The sequence below is a fragment of the Streptomyces sp. NPDC101178 genome, from assembly GCF_044767965.1.
Lineage (GTDB): Bacteria > Actinomycetota > Actinomycetes > Streptomycetales > Streptomycetaceae > Streptomyces.
Genome location: NZ_JBIWOZ010000004.1, coordinates 692,924 through 706,318, shown reverse-complemented (window position 1 = coordinate 706,318; position 13,395 = coordinate 692,924). Strand labels below are relative to the sequence as shown.

The window sequence follows — 13,395 nt, the reverse complement described above, 5'->3', positions numbered from 1 at the left end:
GGGGAGCCGGGCAGGGACCGGCTCAGAGCCCCACGATCAGCTGGATGCAGACGATCTTGACCAGGATGGCCAGCGCGAAGAGCGTCGAGTAGCCGTTGTTGATCCGGCTGTCGCTCGCGCGGCTGTTCGCGTACGCCACGAGCGCCGGGTTGCCCACATAGCCCGACAGCAGCCCCATCGTCCGCTGCCGGCTCTGGCCGAGCCCCTTCGCGATCAGCACCATCAGCGAATAGCTCACCACCGCGCCGATCGCCAGCACGGCCGCCAGCTTCAGGCCGAAGAGCGAGAAGACGTTCTCGCGGAACGAGTAGCCCGAGGTCAGCCCCACCACCGCGAGGAAGAGCAGCAGGCCGATCTGGCGCAGGGTGAGGTTGGCGCGGGTCGGCAGGGTCCAGACGAGCGGGCCCGTGCGGCGGCGCCAGCCGAGGATCATGCCCATCACCAGCGGGCCGGCACCCGTGCCCAGCGCCAGCGTGGTGGAGCCGAGCGTGAGGGACGGGATGCCGATCAGGAAGCCCAGCGTGAGACCCAGGCCCAGGCTGACCGCGCTCACCTCGCTGACCTTCGCCTCCGTGTCGCCCAAGTACGTGGTGACCTCACCCGTCCGCTCGCGCGGCATCACCACCCGGATCCGGTCGTCGAGCTGGAGCAGCAGGTCGTCGTGGGCCAGCATGTCGAAGTCGCCGCGCCGGACCCGGCTCACCACGGCCCCGTACTTCTCGCCCAGACCCAGTTCGGCGACCGTGTGCCCGGCCAGCTCCGGATTGGTGAGCAGGACCCGCCGGTAGTCCACCGTGGAGCGGTCGTCCAGCAGGTCGCGCGGGGCGAGAGCGCCGAGCGCCTCCGTCGCCTTCCGCACGTCGTCCTCGCCGCCCACCAGGACGACCTGGTCGCCGGGGGACAGGCGGTCCAGGTGCCGGGCGACCCGGGTGGTGGCCCCGGCGGGGCGGTACTCGCTCGCCAGCACCCGGTGGCCGGCCACTCCGGGGACCTCGGCCCAGCGGGTTTCGCGGGCCACCTGGACCGTACGGGTGACGAGCGTGGACGGAAGGCCCGAGTCCGGGTCCCGGCGCGCGGCCCAGTGGCGGCGGGCCGCGACGGCCGCGAGGAACAGGATCGTGATCACCACGGCCAGCGGATAGCCGATGGCGTACCCGACGGCGGGCTGGGTCGGGTCCGCCGAGGCGTCCTGGGCGGCGGCCAGGCCCGGAGTGGTCGTCCCGATGCCCGCGTACCCGCCCGCCAGGAACGGGCCGCTGATCCCGAACCAGCCGTGTCCGACCAGGCCGACCACCACCGCCGTCACCGCGAGGGCCACCACCGCCCCGGCCATCACCGCCAGCTGGCCGCGCAGTTCACGGAAGAACGCGGGCCCCGACTCCAGCCCGACCGTGTACACGTACAGGGCCAGACCCAGCGCCGACACCCCGGCCGGTACGGCGGCGGCGATGTCCTCGTCCAGCGCGCCCACGAAGAGGCCGACGAAGAGGACACCGGCCGCTCCCAGCCGTACCGGGCCGAAGCGCACCATGCCGAGCAGTGCGCCGAGCGTGACCACCGCGAACACGGTCACCCACGGGTTGTCCGCGAAGAACTGCCACACCGGCGGTGCCTCCCCGTCTCGAAGCGAACCCGTTCAGGATCTTCGAGGAGCGGGGAGGCCGCCACCTGACATCAAGGAGCGTCAGGCCCCGTGCGGCACGTGCGCCGGGCGGCCGCGGCCGCGCGTCAGCGAGTAGCCGAACACGGCAGCGAGCGCGGCGAGCACGCCGCCGCCCACCGTCCACAGCCAGCGGGTCGTCCACCAGCCCGAGGCCCAGCCGTCCTCCGGCTCACCGGTGGTCCGGGCCTGCGTGGCTCCCGACGCGTCCGTCACCGAGATGCCCGGCACCAGCGGCTCTGCGAGCGTGCCGTCCACGTGGTGGGCGCCGCCGGCGTCCACCATGTCGGCCCGGACCTCGGCCTCGAACGGCAGGCCCAGGTCGTCGGCCGGGAGGTTCACCACCGTCAGCCGCACGTAGTAGCTGCCCGGCAGCGGGTCATTCGACCACGGCTCGGACCAGGACCGTACGGTGCGCAGCACACAGGACAGCTCGACCGCCGAAGCGTCGGCCGCCGCCTTCCTGGTCTGGTGGCCGTACTGGCACGCCTGGCGGCGGCGCAGCCCGTCGTACACGTCGATCTGCCAGGTGGAGCCCGAGCGCTCCACCTCGCTCGTAGGCAGCTTCACCGTCGCCTTCACGGTGGCGCGCTGTCCGGCGTCGGCCGGGAACACCCAGTACAGGTAGTCGCCCGACGACGCCTGCGCGGTGCCGGTCCGACCCTGCTGGAGCGCGGTCGCCGTACGGAACGTGGTGCCGGCCTCGGTGGGCCCTGGTCCCTCGTCGCCGGGGCTCGCGCTCGCCGACGGGTCGTCGGCCACGGCCGTGCCCGCCGAGGTGAGCAGGGTCAGCCCGGCGAGCAGCGCACCGGCGAACGCGCGCCGAACGCCACGGGCGCGGCGGGAAGTCGTCGTCACCATCAGTTGGTCCTCCATACGGCGATGCGCCAGCGCGAGATCCAGCCGAACAGCAGCCCCGCGACCAGTCCGGCCAGGACGAGGACGCCGAGCAGCCACCAGCCGCGGCCGAGCCCGAAGGCCGCCACGTCGGACGCCTGGTCCGGTCCGTCCACCACGTCCACGGTCAGCTCGACCGGCAGACCGGGCGTCCGCTTCACCGAGGCGGGCGCGGAGAAGGCGTGGGAGAGCTGGAGGCAGACCGTCTCGGCGGCGGGCTTGCCGCTGTCGTTGTCGCCGTCCTCGATCTCGGCCTTCGGGTAGCGCAGGCCGGACGAGATCACATCCGTACGTCCGGTGCCGGACGCCTCGCCCCGGACGATCTCGCGTCCGGCATCCGTCGCCGCGCGCAGCAGCACGCCGTAGTCGTCGTCGACCGCACGGTCGGCCGCCACGCTCACCGAGGCGCGCAGCTCCTGGCCGGGCAGCACGTCGACCCGGTACCAGCGGTGCTCACCGATCACCTGGCGGTCGGTGTAGAGGCCCGGCTTCAGCACGGGCGCGGCGGAGCAGCTGTCCGCGCCTTCGGTGGCGACCGGGGTCACGACCGGCTCGGCCGCCCGGTCCACCAACTGCTTCACGCGGCGCGAGAGGTCGTCCTTGTGCTGGACGGCCGTGTACGTGCCCCCGGTCGCCTCGGCGATGCAGGTGAGCTGCTGGCGGATCTTGGCGTTCGGCACCAGGCCGAGCGTGTCGATGACCAGGTGCGTGCCGCGCGCGGCGATCTCGCGGGCCACCTCGCACGGGTCGAGCGGGCCGCAGGTGTCCTCGCCGTCCGTGATGAGGACGATCCGGCGGGTCGCCTCGCCGCCTTCGAGGTCGTCGGCCGCGCCGAGCAGCGCGGGGCCGATCGGGGTCCAGCCGGTGGGCGCGAGGGTGGCGACGGCGGTCTTGGCCTCGGTGCGGTCCAGCGGGCCGACCGGGTAGAGCTGCGCGGTGTCCTTGCAGCCGACCTTGCGGTCGTCGCCCGGATAGTCGGCGCCGAGCGTGCGGATGCCGAGGTGGACCTCTTCGGGCACCGCGTCCAGGACGTCGTTGAACGCCTGCTTGGCGGCGGTCATCCGGGACTGGCCGTCGATGTCGCGGGTGCGCATGGAGCCGCTGACGTCGAGGACGAGTTCGACCTTGGGAGCGGAGGTGGCCGGTGGTTCGTCGGCGGCTGCGGGGAGCACGGAGCCGAGCCCGGCGGCCAGGGTGGCCAGCGCTATGCACACCCCGGTCGTCAGCCGATTTCTTGTGATCATCGCCGGATCTTATGGAAAATCAGTTCGTATTCCCAACCGGGGCCTTGAGCCGCCGGACCCGGCTCGTCCCTCAGCCGCCGAGCAGCGGCTCCGCGGCCCGGTCCAGTACCGAGGTGACCCGCTGCCAGGTCTCCATGTCCCTCTCCTGGGCGTCCAGTTGACTGCCCGTGTCGCCCGCACCCCAGGAGGTCGCGAGCGCCACCGGGTCGCCGCCGCCCGCGGCCGACGCGGCGAGCGCTGCCGCGCCCAGGGCGACCAGCTCACCGCCCGCCGGGATGACGAGCGGGCGTCCGGAGAGCCGGCCCACCGTCTCCACCCAGCTCCGTCCCTGCGCGCCGCCGCCGATCAACCGCAGCGGACGGGCGGCCACTTCGGGTGCGTCCGGGTCCAGGCCGCAGGCCCGTAGCAATGTGTCCAGAGCCCGCAGCACGGTGACGGCCGCGCCTTCGTAGGCGGCGCCGAGCAGTTGCTGCGGGGTCGTGTCGTGGCGCAGTCCGGTGAGGAGCCCGGAGGCGGTCGGCAGGTCGGGCGTGCGCTCGCCGTCGAGGTACGGCAGGAGTACGGCTTCGCCACCGGGGGTCGTGTCCTCGCGGTGCAGGCCGAGCAGCGAGGCGACCTTGTCCACGGCGAGCGTGCAGTTGAGGGTGCAGGCCAGCGGGAGGTACGTGCCGTCGGCGGCGGCGAACCCGGAGAGCGCCGGTGCGGTGGAGCGGGTGCGGGAGGCGGCGAAGACCACGCCGGAGGTGCCGAGGGAGAGGACCGGGTGGTCCAGCAGCCCGGCGCCGCCGAGCCCGAGGCCCACGGCCGCGCTCATGTTGTCGCCGGTCCCGGCCGCGACCGCGATCCCGGCGGGCAGCCCGAGCGCCTCGGCCGCCGCGTCGGTGAGCGAGCCGATCCGGGTGGCCCCGGTCGGTGCGACCTCGGGGAGGAGGGCCGGGTCCAGGCCGAGGAGGTTCAGCGACTCCGGGTCGTACGCGCCGGTGGCGGTGGCGTACCAGCCGGTGCCGGAGGCGTCCCCGGGATCGGTCGCCGCGACGCCCGCGAGGCGCTCGGTGAGGAAGTCGTGCGGCAGCCGTACGCCCGCGGCTCCCTTCGCCGCTTCCGGATCGTTCTCGCGCAGCCACTGCCACTTGGAGGCGGTGATCGAGGCGACCGGTACGGAACCGGTCCGCGCGGTCCAGGCGTCAGGACCGCCGAGCGAGGCGGTGAGGGCGGCGGCCTGCGGAGCGGAGCGGGTGTCGTTCCACAGCAGCGCGGGCCGCAGCGGACGGCCCGAGCGGTCCACCACGACGAGCCCGTGCTGCTGTCCGGCCACCGCGATCCCGGTGACCGAGCGTGCGGGCAGGCCCGACTCCTTCAGTCCGGCCGCCACCGCGTCACCGAGCGCCCGCCACCAGACCTCCGGATCGCTCTCCCGGGCGCCGCCCTCGCCGGTGACGACGTGCGGGGCGCGGCCCACCGCGAGCTGCTCGCCGGTCACGGCGTCGATCACGGCGGCCTTGGTGGACTGGGTGGAGCTGTCCACGCCGATGACGACGGTACGGGACGACATGGGCGGCCTCTTTCGCGGGGATCGGGCTCATTCGGCTGTGCCGCGAACAAATTACGTGATGCGCGGCCTCGGGAACAGGCCCCGGAGCCACCCGCCGCCGACCAGGGGGTTACGCCGGACGGCGACCCCGTGCATGATTAGTCATGACACTGAACAAATAGGGGCTCAAGGCTTCCGGCCCAGCCCCGACGGCAGGCGAAGGCGGTCGGACGACGATGACGGAACGCTTCACCCCCACCCCCGAGGACAAGTTCAGCTTCGGCCTGTGGACCGTGGGCTGGCAGGGCCGCGACCCCTTCGGCGACGCCACCCGCGCGGCCATCGACCCCGTCGAGTCCGTCCAGCGCCTCGCCGAGCTGGGTGCCTGGGGTGTGACCTTCCACGACGACGACCTGATCCCCTTCGGCGCGCCGGAGACCGAGCGCGAGGCGATCGTCAAGCGGTTCCGCCAGGCCGTCGACGCGAGCGGCCTCGTCGTGCCGATGGTGACGACCAACCTCTTCACCCACCCGGTCTTCAAGGACGGCGGGTTCACCGCCAACGACCGCGACGTACGCCGTTACGCGCTCCGCAAGACCCTGCGCAACATCGACCTGGCCGCCGAGCTCGGCGCCACCACCTTCGTCGCGTGGGGCGGCCGCGAAGGCGCGGAGTCCGGCGGCGCCAAGGACGTACGCCTCGCGCTGCACCGGATGAAGGAGGCCTTCGACCTGCTCGGCGAGTACGTCACCGAGCAGGGGTACGACCTCCGCTTCGCCATCGAGCCCAAGCCGAACGAGCCGCGCGGCGACATCCTGCTGCCCACCATCGGCCACGCCCTCGCCTTCATCGAGCGCCTGGAGCGGCCCGAACTGGTCGGCGTCAACCCGGAGACCGGGCACGAGCAGATGGCCGGGCTCAACTTCCCGCACGGCATCGCCCAGGCCATGTGGGCCGGCAAGCTCTTCCACATCGACCTCAACGGCCAGTCCGGCATCAAGTACGACCAGGACCTCCGCTTCGGCGCCGGCGACCTGCGCCAGGCGTTCTGGCTCGTCGACCTGCTGGAGAGCGGCTACGAGGGCCCGCGCCACTTCGACTTCAAGCCGCCGCGCACCGAGGACTACGACGGCGTCTGGGCCTCGGCCGCCGGGTGCATGCGCAACTACCTGATCCTCAAGGAGCGGGCGGCGGCCTTCCGCGCCGACCCCGAGGTCCGGGCCGCGCTGCGCGCCTCCCGCCTGGACGAGCTGGCGCGGCCCACCGCCGGGGACGGCCTGGCCGCCCTGCTCGCCGACCGCACGGCGTACGAGGAGTTCGACGTGGAGGCCGCCGCGACACGCGGCATGGCCTTCGAGGCGCTGGACCAGCTGGCCATGGACCACCTGCTCGCGGTGCGCTGACACGACGGACGGGTGAGCCGGGAGGCGCGGGCCTTCCGGCTCACCCGTCCGACGGCTCCGCGTACGCCACCGGGTCGTCCAGCACGTCCTGCACCACCAGCGCCGCCGCGCCCCGCGCCGCGTCCCCCGCCACCGACGACGCGCGGAGCCGGCCGCTGCCCGGGGACCAGAGCCCCGACACCACCCGGCGGGTCAGCTCCTCGTCGGCCGGAGGCGCCAGCCACGGCATCAGCCCCCGGTAGATCCCGCCGAGCACCACCGCGTCCGGGTCGACCAGGTTCACCGCCCCCGACACCACCCGGCCCAGCATCCGCCCCGCCTCGGCGAGAGCCGCCACCGCCCGCCCGTCCCCGGCCCGCGCGCGCCGCTCCAGCTCCAGCACGCCGGAGCCGCCCCCGGCCTCCGGCCCGTCGACCCCGGCCGCCCGCAGGAGCGCGCTCTGGCCGGCGTACTGCTCCAGGCAGCCCCTGGACCCGCACCGGCACTCCGGCCCGTCCGGGTCCACCACCACATGCCCGATCTCCCCGGCGAACCCGTGCGCCCCACGCAGCAGTTCGCCGCCCAGCACCAGCGCGCCGCCGACGCCGATCTCACCGGTCAGATACAGGAAGCTGCGTACGTCACCGAGGCCGCCGAACCACAGCTCGGCCAGCGCGGCGAGATTGGCCTCGTTCTCCGAGGCGACCGGAAGCACGGGGCGGCCGGGGCGCAGCGCGGCGAGCGCGTCGCCGAAGAGGGCCTGCGCCGGTACCTCGTTCCAGCCGAGGTTGGGGGCCTGCCGTACCGCGCCGCCGGAGACCAGGCCGGGCAGCGCCAGCGCGGCGCCCACCGGGCGTAGCTCCTGCTCGCGCGCCGAGTCCAGGGTCCGCGCGGCGATCGCGGCGGCGCGGGCGAGCACGTCCTCGGCGGGCGCGCCCCGGTTGTCGAGGTGTTCGGTCTGCCGGACCCGGCCGGTGCCCGCGAGGTCGACGACGCAGACCGAGACGTAGTCGATGTTGATCTCCACACCGAGTCCGGCGGGACCGGTGCGGGCCACCTTGAGCGCGGTGCCGGGACGCCCGGCCTGGCCGCTGAACGTCTTGCCCGACTCGGTGAGGAACCCGCTCTCCATGAGCTGCTCGACGAGCGAGGAGACCGCGGCCCGGGTCAGTCCGACCCGAGCGGCCACTCCGGCGCGGGTCGCCTCACCGCTCTCGCCCTCGTCCCGCACGGCGCGCAGTACCAGGCTCAGATTGTGCCGTCGCACGGTGTCCTTGTCGGCCTTGGGCCCCAGCGGAGTGAGGATGCTCTTCATATCGTCGCCGAGCCTATGCGATGGCGGGCACGGCGGGCAGCACGGCGGAGCCGGCCCCCTCCGCGACGTGCGGGAGGGGGCCGGTCCTCGGTGGGTCAGGGCTTCGCGCCCCGGGCCTTCAGCATGTCCGCCATCAGCCCGATCTCGGACTGCTGGCCGCTGACCATGCCCTGCGCCAGGTTCCGGATGACGTCCGTTCCCGCACCCTCGGCGCCGGCCCGCGCCATGTCCACACCGGCGCGGTGGTGCACGGTCATCAGCCGCAGGAACAGCACCTCGGCCGCCTTGCCCTCGGCCGCCTTCAGCGCCTCCAGCTCGGCGTCGGTGGCCATGCCCGGCATCAGCGAACCGTCCCCGGTCGGCTTGACGGTGTGGCCCATCCACGCCATCGGCGGCTTCGCCGAACTCTTCGGCAGCCCCCACTGGTCCAGCCAGCCCAGCATCATGCCGCGCTGGTTGGCCTGGGTGTTGATGATGTCGTACGCCAGGCGCCGCACGTCCTCGTCCTCGGTCCGGTCCCGCACGATGAACGACATCTCCACCGCCTGCTGGTGGTGGATCGCCATGTCCCGGGCGAAGCCCGCGTCCACCGACTCCTCCGCCGGAGCGGAGAGCGACGCCTTCGCGGACGGGGACGCCGCGGACGGCCGTACCACCATCACCACCACCAGACCCACCGCGAGCAGCAGCACGGCGGCGCCCGCGAGCACCATCCGCCGGGTGGCGGAGAACGGGCCCGTCGCGGAGGTCACTTGTCGAGCCCGCCGGTGCAGGCGGCACCCGGCTCAGGGGTCTGCGGGCCCTGCACGTACTTGCTGAAGAACTGCCCGACGCGGGAGTCGGAGGCGTCCTTGACCGCCACCTGCTTACCCCACGCGCTGAGCATGAGGGGTTCCTTCTGGTCCTTGACCGGGCTGATGAAGCTGTACGGGGTGGACTTGACCTTGTCCGTGAGCGCCTTGACGTCCGCCTCCGGAGCCTTGTCGTTGTACGTGACCCAGACGGCGCCGTGCTCCAGGGAGTGGACGGCGTTCTCCTTCGGTATCTCGGCGGTGTAGACGTCCGCGTTGCAGTTCATCCAGACCTGGCTGTGGTCGCCGCCGACGGGCGGGTTCATCGGGTAGTCGACCTTGGTCGCCACGTGCTCCCGGCCCAGGTCGTCCCAGCTGCGCTCACCGGTGACGGGGGAGGCCTTGGCCTGCTCCTCCTTCGCCTCCTTCTCGTTCGCCTGGTACACCAGGTAGCCGCCTCCGGCGACCAGCGCGAGGACGACGGCGACCGACGCGCCGATGGTGATGAGGCGGCCCCGGCGCTCACGGGCGCGCTCCTTGCGGCGGGCCTCCTCCAGCTTGGCGCGGCGCGCGTTGGCGGGGGAGTTCTGGTTCTTGGCGGAAGCCATGGAAGGTCCTCGTCGTTCAGCGGATGCGGGATGCAAACGGAGAGACATGCGGGGATGCATGCGGGATGCGGGTGCGGAGGGTCGTGCGGGAAAGCGGCGGGGAGCGGACCCGGCTCTAGATCCGCTGGACCTGAAGACGCAGCTGATCGACGGAGTGGACGCCGTCGTGGGAGGGCCCGCGGATGGCGGCCGCGCCGCTCAGCGGGGCGGCGGGCACGAAGGCCACGGGCGAGGGGAGCGCCACCGGGGCCGACGCCACCGGCAGCACGACGGCCGCGGAGTGGGTCGAGCCGCCGTGGCAGGAGGTCCCGAGGCCCCGGTCGGCCGGGGCGGCCAGGACGACCGGCTCGACGGCGAGATGAGGCACCGGCGTCAGCGTCCGTACGGGGGCCGGGTCCGGAGCCTCCACCGCCACCGGCACGGTGGCGGCGGCCGAGGTGGTGACGGAGCAGCAGAAGAGCAGCGCCAGCAGGGCGAACAGCGGACCCAGGGAGGCGGGCAGGCGTGAGCGGTACCGCTGCCGGTCGATCCGAGCGCTCACCCTGGTCATGGCCCGTCATCGTAGTAGGTGCATGAAGATTCAAAGAATATGGGTCACCGTTCCGCGGGCCAGTGTGCCGGACGCTCGCGAGGTGCGACAGAGGGTATTTCTTTTACGGGTGTAATACCTGTTAACGTGTTTTGGGTGAGTGATACATCCACCCGGCCTCTGCGACTCTTCGTCCGTCCCCTTCCCCTCGCCGCCGCGCTCCGGCTCGGCCGCCCCTCGGAGACCTGGTTCAAGCCCGCGCTCAGCGTGGTCGTCGCCTCCGCCGTACCGCATCTGACGCTTCTGGTACTCGGCCGGCTCGACCTCGTGATGTACACGATGGCCGGTTCGCTCTGCGCGCTGTACGGCCACGGCCTGCCGTACGCCCGGCGGACCAGGACCGTGGGCGGCGTCGTGCTCGCCATGACCGCCGGGCTCGCGGTCGCGCTGGTCACCGCCTCGCTCACGCATTCCACCGCCGTGCTCGTCGCCGTCGGCGCGCTCCTCGCCGCCGCGCAGAAAGCGGCGTGCGACGCGGTCCGGATCGGCCCGCCCGGCCACGTCATCCTCACCTTCGTCAGCTCCGCCGCGCTGTTCGCCCCGCAGCGCCTCGCCCAGCTCCCGGCCCACCTCGCGCTGACCCTGGCCGGGGGCGCGGTCGCCTGGCTCGTCTGCACGGGGCCCGCGCTGATCCGCCGCGAGGGACCCGAGCGCCGTGCGGTCGCCCGCGCCCTCGAAGCCGCCGCCGACTGCGCGGCCGAACCCGGACCCCGTACGCGCCACAGTGCGGCCGCCGCCGTGCACGCGGCCTGGCAGTGCCTGCTCGCCTCCGGCCGGCCCACCCCCGTACGCCGCTCGCTGGAACGGCTGGTGGTGCACGCCGAGACGGCCGTCGCCTCCGCGCACCCGGACGACGCCGAACGGCTGCGCGCCTGGGCCGCGCAGACCCGGGCCCGGGTGCCGGTCCCGGAACCGGCGCCCGCGCCCGGCACGACCGCCGAGCTGTACGGGATCGCGGCCGAGCGGGCCTCCGGTGGCCGCCGGGCCCTGCTCCGCGGCCTCGGCCCCGGATCGCACCTGCTGCCCATCGCCGTGCGCACGCTCACCGGCTGCGCGCTCGCCGGATACCTGTGCGCCGCCCTCGGTGTCGGCCGCCCCTACTGGGCCATCGTCACCGCCGCCTCCCTCTACCAGGCCAACACCACCCTGACCTGGAACCGGGCCCTCCAGCGCACCCTCGGCAACGTCCTCGGCGTTCTCGTCTTCGCCGCGGTCCTGCCGCTGTCCCGCACCGGCCCGCTCGCGCTCGTCCTGTGCTGCCTCTTCTTCAGCTTCGCCGCCGAGGCCCTGATCACCCGGAACTACTGGCTCGGCTCCGTCGCCGTCACCCCGATGGCCCTCCTGGTCCTGGAGTTCGGCGGGGCCCACCCGGCCGGCGAGCTGATCGGCGACCGGGTCCTCGACACCGTCCTCGGCGCGCTCGCCGGATTCCTCGCGGCGGCACTCGTCACCAACCGGAGGGCGGCGGGCCGCGTCGAGCGCGCCCTCGAAGCCGTCGCGAAGGCCCGTACGGAAGCGGAGCGGTCCCTGGAGCGTCCGCACGCCGAGCGGGCGCGGGCCCGCCGCGCGCTGACCGCGAGCCTCGTCGAACTCCGCGAGGCCGCCGACATCGCGGCGGGGGAGTGGTGGCAGCGCGCCCTGCCCGAGCAGGAGCTTCTCGCGGCCGAGCGGGCCGGACACCGTACGCTCGCTGCGACAGCACAACGGCTCGGCCCGCCGGCCCGTGCCCCGTGGACGCGGCGCGGTGAGGCGGCCCGGGCCCCTTCGATCGGAGCGGCGTGAGCGACGACATCGTGGCCTCGGTGGTGCGGCAGTGGCAGGCCGTCAACCCCGAGCTCGACACCGGCCCGATGGAGATCATCGGCCGGATCAACCGCTGCGCCGCGCTCCTCCAGCAGGCGGAGGACGCCCCGCTGCGGTCCGCCGGACTGACCCGCCCCGAGTTCGACCTCCTCGGCGCGGTACGCCGTACCGACCGGGAACTCACGCCGGGCGAGCTCGCCCGGGAGACCTTCTCCTCCGGCGCCGCCGTCACCAAGCGGCTGCGGGCCCTCCAGGAACGCGGCCTGGTGGACCGCCGGGGCGACGAGCGCGACCGGCGCGTCGCCCACGTCCGCCTCACCGGGGAGGGACGCGCCCTGGTCGACCGGCTGCTGCCCGAGCAACTCGCGTACGAGCGGGCGGTACTGTCGGGCCTCGGCGAGGAGAGCCGGGGCGAACTCGGCTCGGCGCTCAGTGAGTTGCTGGTACAGCTGGAGGGGCGGATCGGCGGGGCGCGGCGCTGAGGGCTTCGTACGAACGGGGTGGGAACCGGTCAGGCCGGTGGTGGCGCGGCCGCCGGCAGGGCCGCCGACTGCCTTAGCCGCTCGGCCCGTTCGGCCACCTCCGCCTCGCCCGACCGGTCCGCCGGAGCCGCGGCGACCAGGGCGAGCCGGTCCCGCCAGCTGGATCCGGCCAGCGGGACGGCGACCGTCGTCATGCCCGGGACCGCCGCGCCCCGGCTGACCGCGTGGCCCGTCCGCCGGATCAGCGCCAGCTCGTCCAGCAGGGCCGTCCGCGAGGTGAGCGTGGCCGCAGTGACCGCCTCCAGCTCCTCGTACGGGTACAGCGCGCACACCTGGTCCGCCGTCATGCGGGAGAGCAGCAACAGGCCGCCCGAGCCCGCGTGGGCCGGGCCTGTCCGCCCCAACTCCAGCGCCACCCGCACCGGATGGGACGATTCGCGGCCGTCGGTGACGATGACATGGTCGCCGATGAGCGCCACGCTCCACACCGTCTCACCGGTCCGCCTGGCCGCGTCCTCCAGCACGGGCCCCAGCCGCTCGCGGGCCGCGCGGCCGAAACCGGCGGGCCGGCCGAGCCGCACCAGCTCCGGCCCCGCCGCGTAACCGCGTCCCGAGGTGTCCCGGATCGCGAACCCCCGGCTCTCCAGCGTGCTCAGCACCCGGTGCGCGGTGGACCGTCCGACGTGGAGGCGCTCGGCGGCCTCGGTGACGGTGAGGGTGTCATGGGTGAGGAAGAGCCGCATGGCGCGGAGCCCCGTATCCAGCGAAGCGATCGTGTAGTCACCTGTCGCCGCCATGGTTCCGCCCGCTCCCTCTCGTCACTCCGGGTACCCGCCGACACCGCCACCGGGCAGTCGCCGACCGCCATGATCGCCGCTGCGGCACCGCTCGCGCGGGGTGCCCGACGAGTCCGTGGAATCTGCGGCCGTATACGCGTCAGCGCGGCGATTTTCCGGGTCACCCCTGGAGTGGTCGGGAATCCGCACCTTTCGATCCAGCTCGATCATGTGTGCCTCTGTCCTGTTCTGCGGTATGAAATTCACTGCGAGGAAGGTGAATTGAGCTGGTATCACCGATATCGGAGTCAACTCCG

Annotated in this window: 12 protein-coding genes; 3 read left to right on the top strand and 9 right to left on the bottom strand. The window is 73.5% G+C overall.

Annotation, left to right across the window (positions count from 1 at the left end):
- Window positions 1-22 precede the first annotated feature (22 nt).
- From ACIRR8_RS15455 to xylB, 4 genes are all read right to left on the bottom strand, one after another.
- Window positions 23-1,603: an aspartate:alanine exchanger family transporter gene (locus ACIRR8_RS15455; protein WP_404064124.1), complete on the bottom strand. Its 1,581-nt coding sequence runs from the start codon at window positions 1,601-1,603 to the stop codon at window positions 23-25.
- Window positions 1,604-1,684: 81 nt separating this feature from the next.
- Window positions 1,685-2,521: a hypothetical protein gene (locus ACIRR8_RS15450; RefSeq protein ID WP_404064121.1), complete on the bottom strand. Its 837-nt coding sequence runs from the start codon at window positions 2,519-2,521 to the stop codon at window positions 1,685-1,687.
- Window positions 2,521-3,801 (bottom strand): VWA domain-containing protein, encoded by a 1,281-nt coding sequence (locus ACIRR8_RS15445; protein ID WP_404064119.1) that lies wholly within the window; start codon window positions 3,799-3,801, stop codon window positions 2,521-2,523. Before ACIRR8_RS15445 ends, ACIRR8_RS15450 begins: the two co-directional genes overlap by 1 nt.
- Window positions 3,802-3,871: 70 nt before the next feature.
- Complete coding sequence (gene xylB, locus ACIRR8_RS15440; RefSeq protein ID WP_404064116.1) at window positions 3,872-5,353, bottom strand: xylulokinase; 1,482 nt, start codon at window positions 5,351-5,353, stop codon at window positions 3,872-3,874.
- A gap of 215 nt (window positions 5,354-5,568) precedes the next feature.
- On the opposite strand from xylB, the gene xylA reads away from it, so the two are divergent.
- On the top strand, window positions 5,569-6,735 hold the full coding sequence (gene xylA, locus ACIRR8_RS15435) for a xylose isomerase (protein ID WP_404064113.1): 1,167 nt from the start codon (window positions 5,569-5,571) through the stop codon (window positions 6,733-6,735).
- Window positions 6,736-6,775: 40 nt separating this feature from the next.
- Here the strand turns inward: xylA and ACIRR8_RS15430 are convergent, their stop codons facing one another.
- The 4 genes from ACIRR8_RS15430 to ACIRR8_RS15415 all read right to left on the bottom strand — a co-directional run bounded on the left by ACIRR8_RS15430 (window position 6,776) and on the right by ACIRR8_RS15415 (window position 9,978).
- Window positions 6,776-8,029, bottom strand: coding sequence for an ROK family protein (locus ACIRR8_RS15430; protein WP_404064110.1), 1,254 nt, complete (start codon window positions 8,027-8,029; stop codon window positions 6,776-6,778).
- Window positions 8,030-8,124: 95 nt separating this feature from the next.
- Window positions 8,125-8,742: a DUF305 domain-containing protein gene (locus ACIRR8_RS15425; protein ID WP_404064348.1), complete on the bottom strand. Its 618-nt coding sequence runs from the start codon at window positions 8,740-8,742 to the stop codon at window positions 8,125-8,127.
- Between the two features lie 35 nt (window positions 8,743-8,777).
- Window positions 8,778-9,428, bottom strand: coding sequence for a DUF3105 domain-containing protein (locus ACIRR8_RS15420; RefSeq protein WP_404064109.1), 651 nt, complete (start codon window positions 9,426-9,428; stop codon window positions 8,778-8,780).
- 115 nt (window positions 9,429-9,543) lie between these two features.
- Window positions 9,544-9,978, bottom strand: a complete 435-nt coding sequence (locus ACIRR8_RS15415; protein ID WP_404064106.1) for a hypothetical protein — start codon at window positions 9,976-9,978, stop codon at window positions 9,544-9,546.
- 135 nt (window positions 9,979-10,113) lie between these two features.
- On the opposite strand from ACIRR8_RS15415, the gene ACIRR8_RS15410 reads away from it, so the two are divergent.
- Both ACIRR8_RS15410 and ACIRR8_RS15405 read left to right on the top strand, forming a co-directional pair.
- A complete protein-coding gene (locus ACIRR8_RS15410) occupies window positions 10,114-11,799 on the top strand; it encodes an FUSC family protein (protein ID WP_404064103.1) in 1,686 nt (561 codons plus the stop codon).
- Window positions 11,796-12,302 carry a MarR family winged helix-turn-helix transcriptional regulator gene (locus ACIRR8_RS15405; RefSeq protein ID WP_404064100.1) on the top strand — a complete coding sequence of 169 codons (507 nt, stop codon included), beginning with the start codon at window positions 11,796-11,798 and terminating at the stop codon, window positions 12,300-12,302. Before ACIRR8_RS15410 ends, ACIRR8_RS15405 begins: the two co-directional genes overlap by 4 nt.
- 29 nt (window positions 12,303-12,331) lie before the next feature.
- Here ACIRR8_RS15405 and ACIRR8_RS15400 read toward each other — a convergent pair whose 3' ends face one another.
- A complete protein-coding gene (locus tag ACIRR8_RS15400) occupies window positions 12,332-13,099 on the bottom strand; it encodes an IclR family transcriptional regulator (RefSeq protein ID WP_404064097.1) in 768 nt (255 codons plus the stop codon).
- Between the last annotated feature and the right edge of the window lie 296 nt (window positions 13,100-13,395).